The sequence below is a fragment of the Planomicrobium stackebrandtii genome (assembly GCF_030814955.1).
In the GTDB taxonomy this organism is placed as follows: Bacteria; Bacillota; Bacilli; order Bacillales_A; family Planococcaceae; genus Planococcus; species Planococcus stackebrandtii.
The window spans coordinates 20,403-42,364 of sequence record NZ_JAUSWB010000001.1 but is presented as its reverse complement, the minus strand read 5'-3'; the positions used below and the strand labels follow the sequence as shown (position 1 = coordinate 42,364).

Here is a 21,962-nt window from a genome sequence, read left to right as displayed (position 1 = left end):
CACTTACACACCTTTTATAAAAATTTTGTATAAGTAGACAGGAAAAGTTCAGTGTTCCTTCCATAGTTATTTATGCAAAAATCAATCCTATGAAGACAAGTTCCCATTTGGTTAAACTATGCTTTAACGTCTGTCATTAGAGCGAATAAGGGAGTTCCCTCTTTCCTATAAGGAAAAGCCCTAGCTGGAAAATTCAAGGTTTTTAGCGTGTTATACTGAAAAAAAATGAGGGGAATGAATGATTATGTCAGGACCATCTTTGCGCCAATTGCATGCACATCATGCAATTCATGAAGGCGCCTTATCCGGAGCATTAACAAAAACTGAAGAAGTAGAAGATTTATTGAGAGCTAAAGAATACGAGGTCGCTCGTCAGGCAGCCGACCATTTACTGGAATATTGGGAAACACGGATCCTCAGCCATGCCGATGCGGAAGAAGAAGGATTTTATTTGGAAATGATCGAACAAAAACCCGAACTCCAGCAAACCGTAGCCGAGTTGACGCGAGATCATGATATATTGCGCATTATTGTTGCTGATATTAAAAAACTGCTTGAAGAAGAAGGCGTCAGCTACGGAGTTATGAAACAGTTTCATGCGTTGCTTGTGATAAATGCTATTCATAGCCGTGAAGAAGAACGGCTGCTTCTTAAGGAGCCTTCCCTATGATAAATACACTTGGAAGAAACGACTTATGTCATTGTGGAAGTGGAAAAAAATACAAAAAATGTTGTGGAGTCCAAGATTCTTCAAAAATGTTCATCGAAGCACAAAACAAAGCACTTCAAGGATTGCTTCAGGAGTTTTTTGAAAATCATCCTCGCCCGTCAGAACAAAGAGATTTGTTGAAATGGAAAGATACAGTTGAGAACCTGCTCGTCCCACTTTACGGAGAGGATAAATCGAACGGAATTATTGGAGATATCTTTTTCTTTTCCGAACGTGTCGATGTTTGGAATGCTTTTATCGAACAGAAGATTGCCAAAGAAGAAAGAATACAAATCAAGCAGATCCTTGAAACGTGGCTCAATCCCATGTTTATGGCCGGCGAAGTTGTTTCTGTCACTAACTACCGGGCACAGGTCCGGGATTTACTTTCTGAAGCAGTCATGGAAATTGAAGTCAATGAATCTTTTCCTGTTGAAGCTGGAAATATTGCTACCGGTTTTTACTTGCCTGATGTTCGTATTGGTGCACATTTCTTAATGGTGCTAAATAGCCTGACCGTTGCTGTTGAAGTAGAACAGGATAGCATTTCTAAGCTTCAGAATATGTACCGGAGCTCTGAAGCTGCAACGGCACAAGAATTTTACAGCCATAATATACTGACTGTTTATCAATTACTGAGCAGCGGCCTCATAGCTACTGACAAAGTATCTTCAGCCGTACTTGAGACTGTACAAGAGTTGGAAAACTTCCTTATAGCTCATGATTTAAAAAGCGATGAACTAATCGAAGCCTTCTTCCATTACGCAGAACCTTTAGCGCTGATTCCAAAAGAAGCAGTAGCCGGCGCAATTCAATTTGCCATCGAAAACCGGTTGATAAAACTGGAATGGCGTACCGACGACACTGCAAAGTACTTTGCCGTAGACGAAGACAAATTGGAAGGCTTCAAAAAAGAAATTGAATCTTTTTATCTGAACGCGATGAGTAATGAAGACACTGAAAAAGAAGCAGCTTATGCCTTCGAAGTAGGAACAGATCCAAAAGGCAATGAACTTCAGAATTGGCAATTGTATATGCATTTAAAAAATGCCACCATCCAGAGTGAAAATGAATTAAAACGCCAGATGGAGTATTATCACAGCAAATCCTATGAACCGAAAACCAAATTCGAAAGTGCTCAACTTCTTGCCTACAATGCATACACGAATTCAAATACGGCCAGCCGCCTGAAAGAAATTCAGCAGTTAGATCCCAAAAATACTGACGCATTTCTACTAGCTGCTGAAATGGAAACCGATTTGGCAATCAAAGAACAATTGCTTCAACAGGCAGTTGCCTGCGGCAAAGAACGTTACGAGCCGGAAATGGATGTTGCTTGGTTATACGTTCCCAATCGCCCCTACTTGCGTGCGTTATTTTTGCTTGGGAACTTCTATTGGGAACAAGCACGCTTTGAAGAAGCCTTCCCTGTTTATTATGAGGTACTCCGTTTAAATCCAGGTGATCACCAGGGCGTACGATATTTAACGGTATCTGCTTTAATAGCACTAGGACGTTTTGAGGAAGCTGAGAGTTTGATTCTCCATTACGAACAAGAATTAAGTGATAACGCATTCTTCGGTTGGTTTAAGTGGTCGATTGAACAGCAAAAGAGCATGCTTTCACAAAAATCCCAAGATCTCTATACAGAAGCTATTGATCAAAATCCATATGTGAAAAAGTATATTGAGAAACAGTCTGGCGCTTTGCCTTATCCAAAGTCAGCTGCTATCACTCCACGCTCTCCCGAAGAAGCAGCGTTAATTTGGACATTTTTAGCGCCGACTCTCAAAGGCAGTAAACACAATATATTTCAGACATAGAAAAATAAAAGAGCTTCTGAAAAAGGCTGCATTTTCCGTACAGAGGATGCAGCCTTTTAAATTTATTTCCAAAGGCTCAGCTATTGCTCAGCTTATGAATGAACGAGTTTATTCCGACATTATTTTATTGCAGTAATGAAGCACACAGCAAGCTCACATTATTTTTAAGGCAATAGTTAAAACAAGTGCCACTTCTCCTTAAACTTGACGTATATCAAGGTTTCTCCAAAAAATTTCAGTTAAGCTAAGTCTATAAAAAGCTACAACTTTTTATGTGGAGTGAACCATATATTGTTACGTAATAAATAGGAGTGTTCAATATGAAGAAAATACTCATTCTTTATGCAAGTTCTACGGGAAATACAGAAGAAATAGCCTGCTTGATGCGGACATATATAAATCCAAAAGAATTCGAGGTGACGCGAAAAAATATAGAACTGGACAATATGGATTTAAACTTTCTGCTTAACTATGACGGCATTTTGTTCGGTACCTATACTTACGATGATGGAGATCTTCCTTTTGAAACAGCAGTTTTCTGCGATAGCCTGGAAAACGTTGATTTAAGTGGAAAAGTAATTGGAGTTTTTGGTTCAGGTGATGCTGCCTATTCTCAATTTTGCGAAGCAGTAGATTTGATGAAAGAAAAGTTTAGACACATGAATGCGACAGTCATTGACCATACGGTAAAAGTTGATCTTTTTCCTAATCTTTTAGAAGATCTGACGTCGATTAAAAAGCTGACGGATCAATTTCTAAAAACTTTATCAAATTCTATAACAACCGAACTGTTCAAGATAAAAAAATGAGGAGAGATTAAAATGAATGATCAAAAACAAACTATATGTGACTGTGTTAATGAGACAGATCGCATGATTAATGAAGGATTAGGCAGCGGCTCAATTAATCCGAAATATGCAGAAGTACATGCAGAACTTAAAGAAAAACAAGAACTTCTATCGCTTTCTAAAAAAAAGACAGGTGACAGTATATGAATGCCATTCAATTGACCTCAATGTTTTTAGTTGATTTTAAATTTTCATCATTAGTGCATAATCATAATTTGATTCTCATTGTTGGTATTGTAGTTCTTTTCATTTCTGTACTTTTACGATCAGTAAAAACACTTTCTTTGCAATCTATTCTTTTGTTTTTGTTGTTTGCAAGCCAGGAAGTCTTTTCCAATCCACTTTATATCTTATTGATTGTTCTGCAGTTAGCTTTAGGCTTCTGGGTAATGTGGAAAGTGAAAGAGGCGATAGATGAAACATACTATCGGCATTCCGAAAAAACACTAAAAAGAACACGAGATATAACAAGAGGTGGAAATCCTGGCACGCATCATTTTTTACTTTAAAAAATGACTGATTAACTTCAAAAAATCCACTTTTCATATGAACATATAAAAACGTCTATTCAACGCCTGGCAAGAGCGTTGTATGGACGTTTTTTACCGCTGATTTACGGTATATCTTTTATAAATACACCAAATGAAAAAGTCCATCCGATGATGTGCCGGCTTGGACTTTCCATTCTTGATTTATTCGTCTGCATGAACCACATATACAGTCATCGATGTGGTTCCATTATTTTCTATGCTTATTTTTTGATGAGGATTGCAGTGAATGATATCTCCCTGCTGAACAGCAGTGTCGATATCATCCAGATAGCATATACCCTCTCCATCGACTACAAACACATAAGCATTCTTATGAGGATGTCCATGCTTAGGCATTACTTGTCCTGGCAGAAAGTTAAATACAATTACTTTACTTTTTTCTTCTTCTATAACTATTTGCTTTGACATTTTCTTTTCATCATATGTTTGAAGATCCAACAACTTTTTAATAGTCATCATTTTTTGCTCCATTCTGGTTTGGTTTTTTTCTGCTTTCTTGTTAGGTAAATATTGTATCGATAACTTCTTACTGTTCTATCATACGAGTTTTCAAGATAAAAAAACTTGATCACCGTCAAGGAACTAATATAAAAGATTTGCTATAGTGCGAGCTTTTATCTCTAGATCGTTTTTCCTTAAAAAAATACACCTCCTATTGCAAGTTGTTTGTTCAGCAATTGGAGGTGCAGTTTATATTAAGTTAAATTTTGTAGACTCAGCAGTTACTTTTCACCGCTTAATTCTACAAGGATTTTCACTTGTGTTTTATCTTTCGTTAAAGCCTCAAAGCCTTTGTCCACAATATCATCTAATTGAATTTGAGAGGTTACAATGCTTTGCGGGTTTAATTGGCCCGTCCCCATCAAGTCTACCGTTTGTTGAAAAGAAGTAGGTGTATAGGCAATAGAAGATGTGATTTTCACACCTGTATTGGTCAGTTGAAGAGGATTCCATTCTATTGGTCTCGCAAAAATAGAAACAATCACCATCGTTCCACGCGCTTTAGTGGACGCAATTGCTTGTGTAAATGTTGGAGCTACACCTGCAACTTCAAATGATACATCTACCCCGTCTGGAACAATTGCACGAATTGCTTCTACAGGATTTTCTTTTCCAGAGTTTACGATATGTGTTGCACCTAATTCTTTTGCTTTTTCAAGACGTGTTTCTGATAAATCCAAAACAATGATTTTGCTTGCTCCTGCAGCTTTTGCCGCAATTACAGTCACTAATCCAATAGGTCCGGCTCCAAATATGGCTGCAGTATCACCAAATTGAAGTCCCCCTTCTTTGATCGCTTGTACAGCAACAGCAGTTGGTTCAACCAGCGCCCCTTCTTGCAAACTTAATGTTTCTGGAAGAAGGTAAACATTTGATTCGGGTGCATTGGCAAAAGTTGTGAATCCTCCATCTCCGTGAAGGCCAATAAAGCTGAATCCATCGTATTGATCAATATCTTCTGGCTTGTTGCCAAAAGTTAAAGTAGGATTAATCGCAACGCGATCTCCAACATTAAACTTGGTTACTTGTGATCCTACTTTTTCAATAACACCAGCAAATTCATGTCCCATGATAAGGGGAGCGATCTGACCGGTTAATTGGTCTTCTTTTTCAGTAGGGACAAAAACCGGTCCTTCTTGATACTCATGCAAATCACTGCCGCAAATGCCAGCCCACGCGACACGGACGGTTACTTCATTGTCTTTTAATGCTTTTAATTCTCGTTCTTCGATGCGAATGTCTTTTTCTCCATACCATACTGCTGCTTTCATAATGCAATTCCTCCTGAGTTTTGAGTTCTTTAATCTTGAATCCTGTTAATAAATTCTAAGAGTCAAAGCATCCATTTCTTTCGGCTCTCTTCAATCTTAATAGAATTCTTACTTTCTATCTGTAACTTTTCTCACAAAGCGAGTTGTTTTTCTTATCAATAATTCACTATGCAGGCGCCATTAAAACTTATTAACAAACTAGAAAATAGAATGAATAAGTCTGCTTGGCTTCAGTTTCACAAATAATATATATTAATTTGCGATTAAATCATTGACCATAAAAGCACCAGTAGCGCTAATAGTGTTCAAGCGTCGTGTGTTCAGACATAAAATTATTCCTCCTCGCATTTGATTTGGATACATATCAGTAAAAAAAGAAAGAAATTATGATTTTTATTTTCTCCATTCATTTACCAAGTCGCATTAACTATAAGAGAAAGTTATATAATAAAATTAAGCATCCACGGGTTCCATGTTTTCTTTAATGTGCATATTTTTACGGTTGAATCCCATCAACCTCGTGGCATTCAAGATAACAATCAAGACGCTCGCTTCATGTATGAACATGCCAGATGCTAGATGGACTGAACCAATCAGTACACCAATCAACAAAACGGCAACAATTCCGATTGCAAAAAATGTATTTTGTTTCATATTGCGGATAGTTGCTTTAGATAGCGAATAGGCATGAGAGAATTGCATCAGTTTATCTGCCATTAAAACAACATCGGCAGTTTCCATTGAAATGTCTGTTCCGCCTTCCCCCATTGCGATACCAATATCCGCTGTTGCGATGGCGGGTGCGTCATTGACACCATCACCTGCCATTGCGACAATACTCCCATTTTCTTTTAACTTCTTGATGAAAGCCACTTTGTCTTCCGGCAATAATTCTGCATGAAATTCATCCAACTCCAATTGGCCAGCAACAAGTTCAGCTGTGTGCTGATTGTCTCCAGTCAGCATAATAATTTTCTTGATCCCATTTTTTCTCATTTGAGCGAGGGCTGGTGCTGCATCTTCACGAATCTGATCGGCAATCGAAAAGATGCCGGCTACTTCCCCGTTTACTGCTGCTAAGATTGCTGTATTACCAGCTTTTTCATTTTCCACTGTATAGGTTTCAACTTCTGGTGAGATGATAATGTTTTTTGCTTTCATCAGTTTTCGGTTACCAATTGCCAAAACATGTCCTTCTACTGTAGCCAGTAAACCATTGCCTTTAATGACTTCAACTTTTTCCGGTTTTTTATCGAGATCCATATTCCGTGATGTTGCTTCTTTGACAATTGTCTGGCCGAGATGGTGTTCAGACACTGTTTCAGCTTGTGCTACTAGCCGAAGTAAACTTTGTTCATCAAATGAATGAAAGACTTTAATATTTGTCACCTCAGGTTTACCTTTGGTCAATGTGCCCGTTTTATCAAACACGAGTGTATCAACTTTCGAGAAGCGGTCCATCACTTCGCCACCCTTGACCAGTACACCATTTTTTGCGCCGTTGCCAATACCTGCCACACTGGAAACGGGTGCGCCGATAACTAATGCACCGGGGCAGGCAATGACAAGAAAGGTAATTGCGAGATGAAAATCTCTTGTCAGAACATAAACTAGAATGGAAAGTACAACTACCGCAGGTGTGTAAATATTAGCAAACTTGTTCAAGAACTTTTCTGTTTTTGACTTGGATTCCTGTGCTTCTTCCACGAGTTCAATAATCTTTGCGAATGTTGTATCGCTTCCGACTTTTTCCGCAATAATTTCAATATAGCCAACATCAATAACGGTGCTGCTAAAAACTTTATCGCCTGATTTTTTGGATGCCGGAACCGATTCTCCTGTAATGGCTGCTTCATTTAATGAGGCATGGCCTGTGACGATTTTGCCATCCACTGGTACTTTCCCGCCAGTCCGGATAATGACTCTATCCCCTTTGATTACTTCTTCTACCGGAACTACCAAATCATTGCCCCGGCGTATAATAGTTGCTTCTTGAGGTGCCATATCCACCAAGTTTTTTAGAGAGGAACGTGTTTTTTCCAGTGTTCGCGCTTCTAAATAATCTCCAAACAAGAACAGAAATGTTACGACCGCCGATTCCACATATTCTCCAATAAATAAGGCACCAACAACAGCGATGGTTACAAGCATTTCAATACTGAACGCTTTCATTCGAAGCGCTTGAAGCGCCTTTATTGCTATTGGAATTCCTGCAATTATTGAAGCCACGATTAACGTCATTTGCCGCAAGTTCTCATAGCCCATGTAATGCAAAACTGCGGCGAGTATCAATAAGAAACCAGCGACAAAGGCAAGATCTTTTTTATGCTTATGAATAAATCCAACCACTTCTCACACCCCTCTTTCTCTAATTATTTTGTACACCCATCTTTCTAACTACCTCCATTTTTTGCTCTGCCCTTTTCTTTACTTACTTTTTCTCTACAGATTTATCATAAATCGTTTTGAATAAAGATTACTTGATCTTTATCAAGACTTAACATTTTCCTATCGATTAGTTTTTCTAATGCCTAATTTCTCATTATTTATAATTCAAGAATATTACTCCATATAAAACATTGATTAAGGTCAAGGAGTTATACTTTCAAACGTTTTATACTGAAGATAGAAAAAATAAAGGAGAGATTAACATGACCACAGTTAAATTCCAATTAGAACCACTTACTTGTCCTTCTTGTATCAAAAAAATTGAAGGGAAAGTAGGAAAAATAGATGGCGTTGAGGAAGTGAAAGTCCTTTTTAACTCAAGTAAAGTAAAAGCCAGCTACAATGAGGAAAAAGTGTCATCTGAAGAATTGAAAAAAGTCATCGAAAACCTGGGTTATCCCGTAGTTGCTTAATAGCAGGTATCAGAAAGGGCTGTAGATCTTATATATTAAACAAAAACACGAGCTTCCTTAGATAGAAGGAGCTCGTGTTTTTGTATGCAATGATTGCTTTAAGATATTATCAATATCTATTCTTCATATCCCAACACTTTCCCCTGCAATTGTTCAATAGGGATTGGCCCGTACTCTCTGCTGTCCATCCCTCTCCACCACATATCCACTAAAACAAATACAGTATTTTCATCGGCGGAAACAGGTTCCATCGAAGTATTGAAATAATTTTCCATCGCTTCGAGATTGACATTCTCTGCATCCACCCTTTCAAAATACTCGTCTTTTGTTAAACCCAAACTTGTTGCAGCTCCATAAAAAGTGTTGAGTTTTTTTCCGTCCAGATAAACTTGTCCCTCTTGTATTTCTACCGTTTCACCGGGCATTCCTATTAGGCGTCCCAGTTGTTCTTCCCCTTGAAATTGATAGTAAAGGATATCACCGCGTTCCAGCGGCTTCATATCTTTCGAAACAATAATATTGCCGTGAAAGGAAGTAATTAAATCATGATTTCCCCGGTCCATTGAATCAGATAACCACTTTATAGCGAAGGTATTATCAGTTCCCGGAACACTGGAAACAATCTCTGGAGTTTGGGCATCCATGATCACGCCCTTGGTTTCTTCAGTAATCATATTAGTGAAAACATTAGGGGAATCGAAAACCTCAAAATACGTAAGAGTGAGAACGAGAACCCCTAAGATGCTTCCGATGATTTTCAGTGAAGAAGGGTATTTCCGTTTTAGCGGAGCATTAGATAGCCTTTCGAATTCCCCATCTTGTCGATTATTCATTTTATATTCCCCCTGCTTTTTAAGAAATACTCTAAAGAGTCTAGGTAACCAAAGAGTTACACTTAGCTTTCATTTATGGAATGTAATCAGAATTCACCTGATAAAATCCCTTCAGAAAAGTCTTTTATGAGGATTTAATGCTGCTAGGTAAATTGAATAACTTAGAACTCAAATTTTTTTAAATTTTGATAGTGTATATTTTTAATAGTTCACTTCAAATTTACAGATTATTTACAAAACGATTACAATAAATCATTTACTAATATATGATGAAAAGACTAATATATATAAGCAAATCATTATATAATGATAAGGGGTGAAGAAATGTTAAATGAACCATGCAATGGTTTTGGGGAATTTATTCAAGTGTCACGTGAACTTAACAATCTTTCCGTGGAAATGTTAGCCGGTCGATTGGGCGTCTCAAAGAATATAGTTGAAAGGTTGGAAAGCGAATCTCTCTATCCTTCGTACTCTTTAATTGTAAAGTTGTCTAATGTTTTAAATGTGAATGAAAGTAAACTTAATGATTTTATCTGGTGTGAAAACAAAAAATGCGGAAATCTTGCATAGTACATTTTTTGATACTCTGACTTATATAGAAAGAAAAGTTGCCTAACGTTGCAGCTCTTCTTTCTATTTTTTTGTTTTTACAGCATACTTTGCTGCTGTCCTTTGTGGCGTACAATATGCTGTGAATAATTGAGTTACCGGCGCTCACATTTGGTAGTGTATACTAATCAAAAAAGGGAGGTTCAGAATTGATTATACTTCGCCGACTCTATCTGCAGGCGACCAGCCTGTCGTGGCTCATCCTCACTGTAAGCACATTAGTATTAATTGCATTTAGTACGCTCATGCTGCCTATCATTGAGCCGTCAACTTTTACAAGATATACAGATTCATTATGGTTCACCATGACGACGATCCTGACAGTCGGTTATGGCGACCTTTACCCTTCCACCTCTGCAGGAAGAATCTTTACAGTTGTTTTTCTATACATAATTGGCATTGGGTTGTTTGCCTCATTCATTGGAAAGGCAATAGAAAGTCTGACACTACATAAAAAACGGGAAGAAAGAGGTGAGTTAATGTACAAGGGACAAAACCACATTGTCATTATCGATTGGTCATATAAAGCTGAAAATGCAATAGCTGAGATCCTGAAGAAAGATAAACAAATCAAAGTAGTGGTGATCGATAGACTGGAAAAAGCAAAAGAGATCAATACGAGAATTCACTATGTCCGAGGGAATGCCACCCATGAAATAGTACTGCGGCAGGCAAATGTTCAACAGGCAAAAGCAGTCCTAATTTTTGCGGATGACCGGATTGAAGATCAGATGCTGACGGATGGAAAATCGCTGTTAATTGCCACAGCCGTAGAAAGAATGTCTCCGGGTGTATATACAACTGTAGAAGTTGAGCGGGAGGAACATCTCCCAAGCTTCTCGCACATCAAGGTGGATAAATTTATCATGTCCAATGGTACGATAGCGAAAATGGCAGTAAACTCAATCTTTTCTGAAGCGAACTGAGCGTTAGGATTAGAACAGTGCTGCTCCAGAATTCCTTAGATAAAACCATTGGAGATTTTTCTCCAGTGGTTTTATCTAAGGATAGATTTTTACGTATAAATATTTTTTCATTAGTTCGCTGAATTTCTTCGTATTCCTTTTTAGGATCTTCTATTGTTTTTTTCAAGGCATTCAAATAACAACCCTCTACTGATAGTTATCTCTAACAATGGAATACCGATTCCACCTCTTTAAAATACCTTATCCTATTCATAAAATCGGACTCAACAAACGCGACACGCCTTCGCGGAATTTGATTGTCCAATTGCGCTGAGCGTATAGCTCTTTTGTCAGTTTTCGGCAGCTGGCAGTGTCCGACTCAAACAAAGACTCTAGTTCAAGCGCGACCATCCGGTTAAATACCAGCGCATTAATTTCGAAATTTAAGCGAAAGCTTCTGGCATCCAGGTTGGTCGTGCCTACGGTTGAAATTTCGCTGTCAATCGTCAGCGTTTGGAGTGCAGAAACCCGCGGTCATATAAGTAGACATCGGCGCCGTAATCGAGCAGTTCGCCAAGAAACGACCAGGATCCTTCGCCATGTCCCATTCCTATTCTCTAAATATCCTGATAGTCCTCTTTTCAAAAACGAAAAAGCTATCCAGACAGAAGATTTTTCTGCTCGGATAACTTTTTTTGGCCGCTTTACAAAATTTGGCCGCTTTGTAGACTTACTCTAATAGGTATCGAAAAAGAGAGAAGAATTGGTAATGACTCCTTAGAGTTAGAGTTTCATTTGTGCAATTAGTTGGCTGAAATGACCCGTTGTCGCATTGGACTAATAATAGCTATTCCAGTACTTCCACATAACCTTCAGCGCCGTTGATGCGAATTTTCTGTCCGTCTTTAATGACAGTTGTTGCGTTAACTACTCCGACCACAGCCGGCAGGCCATATTCCCGTGCAATGACCGCTCCGTGTGTCATCAGCCCTCCGACTTCTGTTACCAAACCCGACAGCGAGACGAATAGCGGGGTCCAACTCGGGTCTGTGAAAGCCGTTATGAGTATATCCCCAGGTTCGATCTGGGCATCCTCCATCTTCAAGATGACCCTCGCTCGTCCTTCAATGACGCCGGCGGATACCGCAATGCCTGGAAACGCTCCGATTGGCAGCTTATCGTTTTGATAGTTTCCGAAAATCTCTTCGCCTTCTGAAGTCATCAGTCTCGGCACCTTTAGTTTCTCGTAGTAGCGGTAGGCCGCTTTCCGCTCTTCAATCATCTGTCGGTCTACACTTTTGCCGTTGACAGCATCCCTAAATTCATCAAATGATAAATAATACACATCCTCGGGCGCTTGGATTTCCCCTTTTTCATGCAGAAAAACAGCTTCTTTCATCATAGCCTGCTTATATAGAAAATAGCGTTTGATAAAAGCGAATTTCGGATATTCTCGGTACCCAAGAAAATTTTGCAGCATGCTGATCATTTGCTTGGTCTTTTTAACCTTCCTCTTGCCTCCAGGCAGCTTGGCCAAGCGTTCCAACAACTCCTGTTCTTTCTGCTTTGCTTTTCGTTTCCCTTCTGCAACTTTGGCAGCGCGCGCATGAGGCTCGAAGTTTTTGTTATTGCCCAAGATAACGGGAGCCAGGATTGTCGGGTCTTCGCTCCACCGTGTTTTTGTAATGTCGATTTCACCAGCACAGCGCATGCCATATTTCTCGAGGTATTCTCTCAGTGCTGTGCTGACCGCCTTGCCGCCTTGCATTTTTTCCAGGTCTTCGAAAAACGTTGCTTTCCGAGGGTTTTCAAAATAGGCTTGCACCTTGGGATAGTTTCGCACCACATCCGTTACATCGAGAAGCTCAAGTCCCATTTCGGACGTCACGTTGTGGGCCACCGACTGGCTGAGAATGTCTGCCGCTTTTTTTTCACCCAGCCATTTTTCCATGTAATTATTGAGCCAGTATACTGCAAAGATGCCGACCACAATTACGCCAAAGCTTTCCTGATTATAAATTTCTTTTTTCAACTGCTTCTGGTCTTCTTTAATAAACTCAAACAATTCATCCCTTGAAAAAGTTTGTATGCGCCATTCCAACGAGCGGATGGAAGCTTCGCTCATATTGATCAGCTGGCTAGTCAGCCTGGGATCATTTTTCCGATACAATTTTAGCAGTTCCACCGGAAAGCCCCAAGTAAATGGCTCTGATCCAAATTTATAAATACGTTTTCCTTTTGGAAGCGGTGGTTTCCGCTTCATGAAATTGATCAACGCATCTTTCATTAGAGGATCGTTGCTTCCAAGGGATGCCAACATAAATATCCGTCCAGTAACCGAAGCAAGCTCAGGTGACAAATCCATGAATAGCCGTCCTCCGGCCCTCTCTATATTATAATCGGCGAGAAATTCGAAAAATGACATGCCCAGTGGATTGATCGGGTCGGTCATCATCTGTTGGTGCCCAATAGATAAGTAAATGCGGTACTCCCCGTCACTTTTTTCAGGCAAGGGGAACAGTGTAGTGATTGGCCGGCTTTGCACGATATATATTGATTCATCCACTAGACACCATTCGATGTCCTGCGGTGTTCCGAAATGCTTTTCTATTTGACGGCCTAAGCCTTCGAGCGCCAAAACCTGTTCATCCGATAACACTTGTTGTTCCTGTAGTTCAAAAGGGATTTCCCTTTGTTCCGTTCCTCCTCTGCTTAATGGATAAACGGCAATCTTCTTCAGAGAAACAGTTTTTTGGATGATCTGCCCTTCCTTGACTTTGTAATTATCGGCAGACACAATGCCTGAGACGAGTGCTTCACCTAATCCGAAACTCGCATCAATCGACACCATTTTGCGATTGGATGTAACAGGATCTGCGGTGAACAATATCCCGGATGCAATCGGAAAAACCATTTGTTGGATGATGACCGACAAAAGGACCTTCCGGTGATCAAAACCATTTTGGATGCGATACACTACTGCCCGCTCCGTGAACAAGGAAGCCCAACATTTACTGATGTGCTTTAAGAGCTGCTCTTTACCTTGGATATTTAAAAACGAATCTTGCTGTCCTGCAAATGACGCCGTTGGCAAATCCTCTGCCGTCGCACTCGACCGGACCGCATAGGTTAACTCGCTCCCCAATTTTTCAAAAGAATCGACAATTTCCAGTTTTATCTCTTCCGGGATCTTCGTGGTTTCGATGGCATTTCTTAGTTTTTCACTGATCAATCGAATCCTATCTAGATCGCTGGATTCAAGTATGGCCAATTCCTCCATCAATTCCGTGAATACCTGATTATCCTCCACTATGCGCTTGAATACGTTAGTAGTAATACAAAATCCTGCCGGTACCTGAATGCCAGGAACTCTTGCCAGCTCCGCTAAATTCAAGCCTTTCCCGCCAACCTGCAACAAATCATTTTTCTTCACTTCTTGAAAATCCAGCACGTATTTTTGCAAAATGATCGCCTCCTTTGCATTTTGCTGTTGGTTTTAACATAACATCACTTTACAGCGTTCTAAGTTTTTGTAAGACAAAAAAACAACTCTGACTTTTTTCATGGTTGATATGACGAAAAACCAAAAAAGGAGTTGTTTGTATTGAACTTATTTTTTCGGTCATGGTGATTACAATGATTTTTAAACGGCAGACACGAAAAAACGAAATTTTTGATAACTTGTAATGTGATGCTAATTCAAAGTGTTTTCTAAAAAATAGGCTACTGACCTTTCTACGTCCTAAGATTGAGCTGTTCGAGCGCAATTTCTTTGTCGCTATGAGGGAAATAGCTGCTGCCGATGAGCATTGTGTTTTCATGCCCTTTGTCTGTCAAGAGTACGATGTCGTTTGTGGCTGCGTGTCTGATGGCATGGCGAACAGCTTCAGCCCGGTCGCCAATGCAAATATATCGATCATGCCGCATGCCTCTTTCAAAGTCACGAAGGATAGTCGCGACTGCCTCCTCGCCTGGGTTATTGGTTGTTATGACTACATAATCCGCAACGGATGCTTTTTCAGCCATCATCGGCCGTTTAAAACGGTCCCTAAAATTGCCACTCCCAATCAACACGATCAATCGTTCCTTTTTAAATGGCAGCAAACTATTGACCGCTTTTTCGATTGCGTCAGGTGTATGGGCGTAATCTATATAAACAGCTGGTCCACTAGCATGGGACAGCTTTTCCATCCGCCCGGATGCAGGCCTTACTCCAGGCATATATTGAAGTATCACATGCACATCCAGCCCATATGCATATAAAGCAGCAACTGCTGCCAGTGTGTTGTACACGTTGAATTCACCTATAAAAGAAGTAGAAACTGTATAACTGCCTTGTGGACTATGCAAAAGAAAAGCAGCACCATTTTCTTTGTATTCAATTCGATTCGCATAAAAGTCCGCCTTTTCTGAAAGCCCGTAAGTAATCGTTTCAAATGGCGTCATCTTTGAAAATGCCAATGCCCATGGATCATCATGATTAAGCACCGCATATTTCTCTTTTCTCACATCCTGGCCGAGCTGAGCAAAAAGCAAACCTTTTGCATAGCCATAATGTTCCATGGTCTTATGATAATCCAAATGGTCGTGTGTCAAGTTCGTAAAAACCGCGATATCTACATCAATGCCCCACATCCGGCCGTTGATAATTCCTTGAGAAGACGTTTCAAAAACGATCGCCTCACAGTCGTTATTAATCACTCGTTGCATTATTTCTACACTGGAAATGATATCGCTTGTCGTGTTCTGTGTGGGCTCGCTAATGCCATCCATACGAAAACCCAGCGTCCCGCTGGAAGCAGATTTTCGGCCAGCTGCTTCCAGCAGTTCATAAATCATGTGGGAGACAGTTGTTTTGCCGTTCGTGCCCGTCACTCCAAATACCGCCAATTCGGACGAAGGATAACCGTAAAAGTGCTGAACAAAGCGCGCCATCACTCTCATCGAGTCTTTCACTAAAACGAAACAGGCAGATTCGGAAACCACTTCCCGCTTTTCAGCAACAATCAGTGATGCTCCGCGCCTGATTGCATCTTCCACAAAATCATGGCCATCCACATTGCTTCCCACAACACAGATAAAACAATTGCCGTGTTTAATTTTCCGTGAATCCATCTGTATCCCTGTAACTTTAGAAGGAATGGTACCGGTAACCGTCTTTATTTTAAGTAAATTCAGTAATTCGGTTGTCTCCATTAGTCTTCTTCCTCCTGATATATAATCTAAAGGATTCCTGCATTATTGTTCTTTAATTATAATTCCACATACCGCTACCATGCAATTTCTTGAGGTCACCATATTTAGAACTATAATGATTGGGAAGCGATGGAAATCGACACAACACCTCTTTGTAAATACAGTTTTCTATCTTAAAATTTTTGTGATCGGTTTTCGTCCACTATATGCCGGGACACACAAAACGCCTAACTGTTGGAACAGTTAGGCGTGTCTATTTTCATGATTCACTTATCTTGGTTCGCTTCTTCTGTGTCCCGGACGTTCTTCTGTACGGTAACCACGGCGAACAGGCTCAAGACAAACGAGATGCCGTAAAAACCTTTCTCACTCAAAATTATGCTCTCGGCGTTGAACAGTCCGATCGCCATTAGTGCCAATGCTGAAATTAGCGCAAACCAGCTAATGCCGAAATACAGGTTCGTGACTCGTATTCCCTCGTCACGATCCCGGACTGCCTTTTGAAGCGACACTGCAGCATAAAGTCCAAGTATCAATAATGTAATATAATAGCCTTTTTCGTTCAATTCCATCTGCGCATTGTACAAACCGATTAAATATGTCGATACCCCAATAAGCAAAGCGCCCCAAGCTGCCCCTTTAAATGCACCCGTCGGTTCTCCAAGCCTGCGTTTCTCGCTCGGTTTTTTCATGAATACATCTTCGTCTTTTTCACCTAACATACAATCAGCCCCTATCATCTATAATACTAATTGATATATATCTGCAGAACGTCGTCAGCAATACTCTGCCAGCTCTAGCGTCCGTTGAATTTATTGATTACAGTTTACCGTTCGCACAAAAAAGTTACACTGGAAGGGCTGTTTTTACTTTCTTCCTGTAGTTGCAGCAATATAGGAGTCCACTTTCTCTTCCTACCATATTTTGCTCTTTTACTAGTTATATTTTATCACAACATGCAGAATTAAATAACTAATAATTCAGTAATGACAATATAAATCCAACATTTTTTTAAAGACACACAATATCTTTTCAAGTGGTTTTAAATGCATCATCATCTTCGCTGCAAACAGATGGTGCCCGTTTACCTTTAGTACAACGTTTCCCGATAGCTCTTCTCCAGAAGTTTCCCAACCGCCTCTTCATCCACATTTGGCAATTTTGCATGGGCTGCTAAAATCTTCGCACCTTTGGGTAGTGCATGTTTAGTCATCCATGTATCGGGACTCCACAGTCCAGACCTTCGGAACGCCTTTGCGCAATGAATAAAGCACTCTTCCACGTCCACGCCGATACCAAGAACCGGGCTTTTTCCGTCGACTGCCATTTTCCCTAACATTTCTTCATCATGGATAACGCTTGCTTTACCGTTGATACGCAAGGTCTCACCCAATCCAGGGATTAGAAACAGTAAACCGATATTTGGATTTGATAAAATATTCCGCATGGAATCCATTCTCTTATTGCCGGGCCTTTCCGGAATGATCAACTGTCTGTCATTTACCACATATACAAAACCGGCACCGTCTCCCCGTGGAGAAACGTCGCAAAAACCGGATTCATCGGCTGTAGATATTGTCAGGAATGGAGATTTCTCGATAAAGCCTATGCAATGTTCATCCAAAAAAGAGATGACCTTATTACTCACAAGTTCACTGGGCTTTCCGGTGATTTCTCGCAGTTCTTCCACTGTATTAATTGTATTTGGAAATGACGGTTCAGTTTTCAATCCTTTCAATTCCTTTCGCACTAAATTTCTCGCGACTATTTAGACATGGATACCTATACGAGCGATCAGCGAGCAAGTTATCGTCCTGTAATTCTATTTTACATTACACGGCTCTTAATATTTTATTTTTTTAGTTATCTTTATGTATTGTAGCCTGATACTTCGAGTATGATTCTAGCTAAATCAACAATTAGCAGATAAAATTCTAAAAAATAATTTAAAAAAGATCCATCTTATTGGGCAATTTGGAATAACTATAGATTATAAACTTCAGTAGACAAACAGATTCTATTAAAAAATCATTGTCTCTTTTTTATTTCTGGTTAATTTAAAATACTTGTTCGACTTGCTCTCTATATCTATCGCTTACTTTTTTTATTTCGTGGTGGTATTGTCTAAGGATTATTCAGTAATAAAGCCTTCCTGGATGGATTAAGTATTCAGCGCATCTTGGCCATTTGATAGGCATCTCTCAACTATGCTTGCCTGGAAAAGTCGATCGAACTTATTAAAGTTTGTTTCATCAAATCTCTTTGACTAAAGCTAGCATAATAAGCTATTCCTAAAAGAATATTGTATCCCATGAAAATGGGTTTTATGGAAATAAATGATTTTTACTATGATATAATCGGGCTATAATCGGAGGGGATTAAATGAGGAAGTCCACTTTAGGAATAGTGATTTCAGCGGAATTATTGCTAGCTGGATGTGGAAATGCAGAAGAATCAGCAGAAGTAGAAACAACTGAAAATGAACTTCAAGAAGAATCATCATCTGAAATCTCTGCGAATGAATCGAAAGAGCAAGAAGAAAACAAACTAGAATCACCTTATCAAGAAATCAAAGATTATTTTGAGGCGTGGGAGCTTCCAGAAGGTGGAGAGGAAAGTAGTGAAATGGCAAATGGTGTAACGTACGAGAACGGGTACACGTTTGATAAAACTACAAAAGCGCTAGCTGCTCGTACTTATCAAGTAAATGGTAGCCCCGCTGAACCAACTGAAGAGCAAAAAGTGGGCGTGATCATGGGGTGGCTTGCAGATGCAGCCGCAATACCAGCGCCAGAGGATCGTACAACTGGGAATGCTGCAGGACAAGTGGCCAATCCCCTTTCAAGACTTGACCAAGTGAAAGAACTGAACGATATTGAACCATTAGAAGAATGGATCATCGAGACAGAAGAAATTTTGAAAGATTTTGATGAGATTAAAACAGAAGAACAAAGAGCCAAAGTTTATGCTGAAGGTTATGAAAGACTTCAGAAAATAAACGCCTTAATACAAGAGCAGTAAGGAAGAAATAATACTAACAGTTCCAGAAGATTATAAAAGTTCATATTCACATTCTAAAAGAAAGAAAAGGTGCGGTAGTAACTCCTTAAAACTAGAGTTTCAGTTATCCAGCTGATTGGCTGGCATGAATTTGACAGTTCACCGTGTTTATGCCGGCCAATATTGCATTAAATTCTAATAATTTTTTCAGAGGTTACAAGTTATCTTGTCGCTTGTTAGCTTCGATCCTAATGAACTCCGGCAAATAATTGGGAGTACATCCTTTTGCTACTATTTCATCTTTGTAAAGTCCCGTTTTCTCGCCAAGTTTAATACAACGTGCGCGATTCTTTTCACCATAAACGCCGATCCAGCCTGCGGTGAAATTCATTGCCCATTGAACTTCCGGTTTTTCCTGCATAATATTAGCTTCTATTGCTGATAGCAGTTCTTCCGTGTTATCAGGCGGTGTTTGTCCAGTCCATCTCAATCGTGCCTGATAATACCAGTAAGCACGCCTTTGAAGAGCAGAGGGGCTATGTTCCCATGACTCCATCAATGCAACGTTCTTCTTGTCTTTGGTGAGCTGATTGGCCATCAACCAATCCATTAAGTTATTTTGCTCATCAAAAGTGTGAATCTGCATATCCTCATCAAGCTGATCTAGCACATCTTGTGAAAGAAGTTTTTTGTCCATAATTAAGATCGCTAATAGTCTGGGCAAAAACTCTTCGGTTGACCAAAGTTCCAAAGCGAGTTCGTGATCCCTTTTAATGTCCTTTGCGATTTTCCGTAAGTCGCCTAGCTTAGTTTTGCTATTGATTTGAGATTGAATGCTGTCTGCTTTTGGAGAGAGTTTTATTCCTGTGCCTTGTTTTTCATCCATATTATACAACTCCTCTATTAAAGAACTGTTTTATAATGTGTTCTTGATGGGATCTTTCAAAACTTAATTTTTTTTAGCCTTGTTGCACTGGTTTACCTTCAAAGTTCATCTTTTTTAATATTGTAGCATATGTCGTATTTAATCTTTTTCCACTTATAGTAGAAGTGTCACTATCTTTAAGATGGATGTGCATCACCGAATGCAAATGCACGTGCCAGTAAAATGCTCTGCTCAAGACCTGTGATAGTCTTTATACCGGCGAAATCATTTGCATATGCAATGGCCAAATGCCCCATCATCCTTATCGATCAGGGCTGTCGTTGCAAACACCGGTTATTGGCGAAGAACTTAAACGATACGTCCACTACTACAATCAAGAACGCATCAAAAAAATTGGCTGGCATAAGCCCAGTAAAATACCAGACGCTTGCCAGCCAATTGGCTGCATAAAAAACTTTTAGGGGGCACTACCCAGTCTAAGACCATCCTCTTTTTATATTGCATAAATCGTAAAAAGCTCTACCGTCATTCTATCAACCCCCACATATTGGAAGTTTTACCGAAAAAGATCAATGCCAATGTGATAATTGAAAAAATGACCACACCGACTTGTATCGGCATATATTCCTTGACTATCGGTTCAATTAAGCCATCCCTGTGGTCGATATAGTGAGCATGCGGCAACGGTTCGACAGGTACGGTAGATTCCTGGGCGGTTTGGAATTCCTCTTTTTCCAAAGGTTCTTGGTGAATCACGATGAACGCCTCCCTTTGTTCTTCTTATTGATGCAATATTAACATAAAAATCAGAAAATTAATAATATATAGTTTTTCGAAATCAGCCGAATACACACAATTAAATCTTAACCATTTATGTGGAATGACTTCACATTGTCTCTAAAAAGTATTCACTCATAATTTTCTCCACGCAATCTAATCGCTGATTTTCTTCTTAAAGGCTTGATTCTTGTTCAGTTTCTTTATGAAGTTCAGCATGTAATGGGTTCCGCTAATTTAGATTCCTGTGATGGCTAGATAATCCATTAAAAATTTCATAGCTGATCATGTTTCGCCTATCTTATCCGCGTAGAATCTAGTAGCCTTCTTACAGGATTGAATATCTTCGTAAATAAACGTCTTCAAAAAGCAGTGCAACAGGATTTCCATCGCCTTTTGGCACTCATTTAAACCATAAAGAGTTAGATTTCTTATACAATAGCTAGGACAATAGTTTACTGTTACCATTACAAAAAAAGGAGATTGACTATGAAGTGGTTTATGCGTTTCTTGATTTCGGCAGTAGCCGCAGTAATGGCCGCAGCCAGTATAGAGTTAGGAATATATGGAGTCTATGCTTTTTATCTAAATGAAGTTGTACAGATGCCTTCTCCGGAAGCTGGATCATTTGGACCTATTTTCGATCTTTTCATGTTTCTAATTTATAGTGCATTGTTCTTGGTGCTGCTGTTATTTATCATTTTCCTGATTTTTTATAAGCGACTGAATATGCTTGGTCTTCTGCTGGGGGCAGGATTCGGATTCTGGCTCGTTCGCCTGCTTCAGCTCCTCAACCAATGGATTCGGCCATATTCTGGTAACAGCGACTCGCTATATGTATATCTCAATGTGTTGGTCTTCGTCTGTATGCTGGTCGGCTTATTCTTCATTAAACACGATACAAAACGATTCAGTTTGGCAGGAACTGTCGCTGGTGCAGCAAGCGGACTTCTCCTCTCTTATGGAGCCGTGATTGTTTACCGCTGGGTGGATAACACACTGACGTCTTTCCTGTATTTTGATCTACTGGAAACTACAGTAGTGATTTTCGGTATCCTGGTATTCACATTAATCGGAAATAGAGTCGGCAAAAAGAATCTGCGGTAAATGGCCGGCTGGAAAAAGAAAAAACTATACTTGAAAGTAGAGTTTTTACTGTTCTTTCAACAAATAATCGACCAGTTCGTCG

General features: G+C 39.7%; 21 protein-coding genes. 10 read left to right on the top strand and 11 right to left on the bottom strand.

Annotated features, from left to right (window positions below):
* Positions 1-244 precede the first annotated feature (244 nt).
* The 5 genes from QOZ98_RS00215 to QOZ98_RS00195 all read left to right on the top strand — a co-directional run bounded on the left by QOZ98_RS00215 (position 245) and on the right by QOZ98_RS00195 (position 3,889).
* Positions 245-670: a hemerythrin domain-containing protein gene (locus tag QOZ98_RS00215; RefSeq protein WP_308786126.1), complete on the top strand. Its 426-nt coding sequence runs from the start codon at positions 245-247 to the stop codon at positions 668-670.
* Positions 667-2,532, top strand: a complete 1,866-nt coding sequence (locus tag QOZ98_RS00210; protein ID WP_308785550.1) for a tetratricopeptide repeat protein — start codon at positions 667-669, stop codon at positions 2,530-2,532. The genes QOZ98_RS00215 and QOZ98_RS00210 overlap by 4 nt, the downstream gene beginning before the upstream one ends.
* Before the next feature lie 320 nt (positions 2,533-2,852).
* Complete coding sequence (locus tag QOZ98_RS00205) at positions 2,853-3,341, top strand: flavodoxin domain-containing protein (RefSeq protein WP_308785549.1); 489 nt, start codon at positions 2,853-2,855, stop codon at positions 3,339-3,341.
* Between the two features lie 12 nt (positions 3,342-3,353).
* On the top strand, positions 3,354-3,527 hold the full coding sequence (locus tag QOZ98_RS00200; RefSeq protein WP_308785548.1) for a hypothetical protein: 174 nt from the start codon (positions 3,354-3,356) through the stop codon (positions 3,525-3,527).
* Positions 3,524-3,889, top strand: coding sequence for a hypothetical protein (locus tag QOZ98_RS00195; RefSeq protein WP_308785547.1), 366 nt, complete (start codon positions 3,524-3,526; stop codon positions 3,887-3,889). Before QOZ98_RS00200 ends, QOZ98_RS00195 begins: the two co-directional genes overlap by 4 nt.
* A 183-nt stretch (positions 3,890-4,072) precedes the next feature.
* Here QOZ98_RS00195 and QOZ98_RS00190 read toward each other — a convergent pair whose 3' ends face one another.
* From QOZ98_RS00190 to QOZ98_RS00180, 3 genes are all read right to left on the bottom strand, one after another.
* Positions 4,073-4,387 carry a cupin domain-containing protein gene (locus QOZ98_RS00190; protein ID WP_308785546.1) on the bottom strand — a complete coding sequence of 105 codons (315 nt, stop codon included), beginning with the start codon at positions 4,385-4,387 and terminating at the stop codon, positions 4,073-4,075.
* A 266-nt stretch (positions 4,388-4,653) separates the two neighbouring features.
* Positions 4,654-5,703 carry a 2,3-butanediol dehydrogenase gene (locus QOZ98_RS00185; RefSeq protein ID WP_308785545.1) on the bottom strand — a complete coding sequence of 350 codons (1,050 nt, stop codon included), beginning with the start codon at positions 5,701-5,703 and terminating at the stop codon, positions 4,654-4,656.
* A gap of 453 nt (positions 5,704-6,156) precedes the next feature.
* Positions 6,157-8,052, bottom strand: coding sequence for a heavy metal translocating P-type ATPase (locus tag QOZ98_RS00180; RefSeq protein ID WP_308785544.1), 1,896 nt, complete (start codon positions 8,050-8,052; stop codon positions 6,157-6,159).
* A 302-nt stretch (positions 8,053-8,354) separates the two neighbouring features.
* On the opposite strand from QOZ98_RS00180, the gene QOZ98_RS00175 reads away from it, so the two are divergent.
* The gene (locus tag QOZ98_RS00175; protein ID WP_308785543.1) at positions 8,355-8,564 is read left to right on the top strand and encodes a heavy-metal-associated domain-containing protein; all 210 of its coding nucleotides are present in this window, start codon (positions 8,355-8,357) and stop codon (positions 8,562-8,564) included.
* 116 nt (positions 8,565-8,680) lie between these two features.
* On the opposite strand, the gene lepB is transcribed toward QOZ98_RS00175, so the two are convergent.
* Positions 8,681-9,397: a signal peptidase I gene (gene lepB / locus QOZ98_RS00170; protein WP_308785542.1), complete on the bottom strand. Its 717-nt coding sequence runs from the start codon at positions 9,395-9,397 to the stop codon at positions 8,681-8,683.
* A 324-nt stretch (positions 9,398-9,721) separates the two neighbouring features.
* Here lepB and QOZ98_RS00165 point away from each other — a divergent pair, with 324 nt between their 5' ends.
* Positions 9,722-9,970, top strand: coding sequence for a helix-turn-helix domain-containing protein (locus QOZ98_RS00165; RefSeq protein WP_308785541.1), 249 nt, complete (start codon positions 9,722-9,724; stop codon positions 9,968-9,970).
* 188 nt (positions 9,971-10,158) lie between these two features.
* Positions 10,159-10,935: an ion channel gene (locus tag QOZ98_RS00160; RefSeq protein ID WP_308785540.1), complete on the top strand. Its 777-nt coding sequence runs from the start codon at positions 10,159-10,161 to the stop codon at positions 10,933-10,935.
* A 249-nt stretch (positions 10,936-11,184) separates the two neighbouring features.
* On the opposite strand, the gene QOZ98_RS00155 is transcribed toward QOZ98_RS00160, so the two are convergent.
* The 5 genes from QOZ98_RS00155 to QOZ98_RS00135 all read right to left on the bottom strand — a co-directional run bounded on the left by QOZ98_RS00155 (position 11,185) and on the right by QOZ98_RS00135 (position 17,839).
* Positions 11,185-11,382, bottom strand: a complete 198-nt coding sequence (locus tag QOZ98_RS00155; protein WP_308786125.1) for a phospholipase D-like domain-containing protein — start codon at positions 11,380-11,382, stop codon at positions 11,185-11,187.
* 379 nt (positions 11,383-11,761) lie between these two features.
* Positions 11,762-14,377, bottom strand: coding sequence for a phosphoenolpyruvate synthase (ppsA, locus tag QOZ98_RS00150; protein WP_308785539.1), 2,616 nt, complete (start codon positions 14,375-14,377; stop codon positions 11,762-11,764).
* A 272-nt stretch (positions 14,378-14,649) separates the two neighbouring features.
* On the bottom strand, positions 14,650-16,110 hold the full coding sequence (locus QOZ98_RS00145) for a UDP-N-acetylmuramoyl-L-alanyl-D-glutamate--2,6-diaminopimelate ligase (RefSeq protein WP_308785538.1): 1,461 nt from the start codon (positions 16,108-16,110) through the stop codon (positions 14,650-14,652).
* Positions 16,111-16,376: 266 nt separating this feature from the next.
* Positions 16,377-16,832, bottom strand: a complete 456-nt coding sequence (yiaA, locus tag QOZ98_RS00140) for an inner membrane protein YiaA (RefSeq protein ID WP_308785537.1) — start codon at positions 16,830-16,832, stop codon at positions 16,377-16,379.
* A 368-nt stretch (positions 16,833-17,200) separates the two neighbouring features.
* Positions 17,201-17,839: a pyridoxamine 5'-phosphate oxidase family protein gene (locus QOZ98_RS00135; protein ID WP_308785536.1), complete on the bottom strand. Its 639-nt coding sequence runs from the start codon at positions 17,837-17,839 to the stop codon at positions 17,201-17,203.
* 653 nt (positions 17,840-18,492) lie between these two features.
* On the opposite strand from QOZ98_RS00135, the gene QOZ98_RS00130 reads away from it, so the two are divergent.
* Positions 18,493-19,131 carry a hypothetical protein gene (locus QOZ98_RS00130; RefSeq protein ID WP_308785535.1) on the top strand — a complete coding sequence of 213 codons (639 nt, stop codon included), beginning with the start codon at positions 18,493-18,495 and terminating at the stop codon, positions 19,129-19,131.
* A gap of 193 nt (positions 19,132-19,324) precedes the next feature.
* Here the strand turns inward: QOZ98_RS00130 and QOZ98_RS00125 are convergent, their stop codons facing one another.
* Both QOZ98_RS00125 and QOZ98_RS00120 read right to left on the bottom strand, forming a co-directional pair.
* Positions 19,325-19,996, bottom strand: a complete 672-nt coding sequence (locus tag QOZ98_RS00125; RefSeq protein ID WP_308785534.1) for a DNA alkylation repair protein — start codon at positions 19,994-19,996, stop codon at positions 19,325-19,327.
* 525 nt (positions 19,997-20,521) lie between these two features.
* A complete protein-coding gene (locus QOZ98_RS00120) occupies positions 20,522-20,752 on the bottom strand; it encodes a hypothetical protein (protein ID WP_308785533.1) in 231 nt (76 codons plus the stop codon).
* Positions 20,753-21,262: 510 nt separating this feature from the next.
* Between QOZ98_RS00120 and QOZ98_RS00115 the strand changes: the two genes are divergently transcribed.
* On the top strand, positions 21,263-21,880 hold the full coding sequence (locus QOZ98_RS00115; protein WP_308785532.1) for a hypothetical protein: 618 nt from the start codon (positions 21,263-21,265) through the stop codon (positions 21,878-21,880).
* The last annotated feature ends 82 nt before the right edge of the window (positions 21,881-21,962 follow it).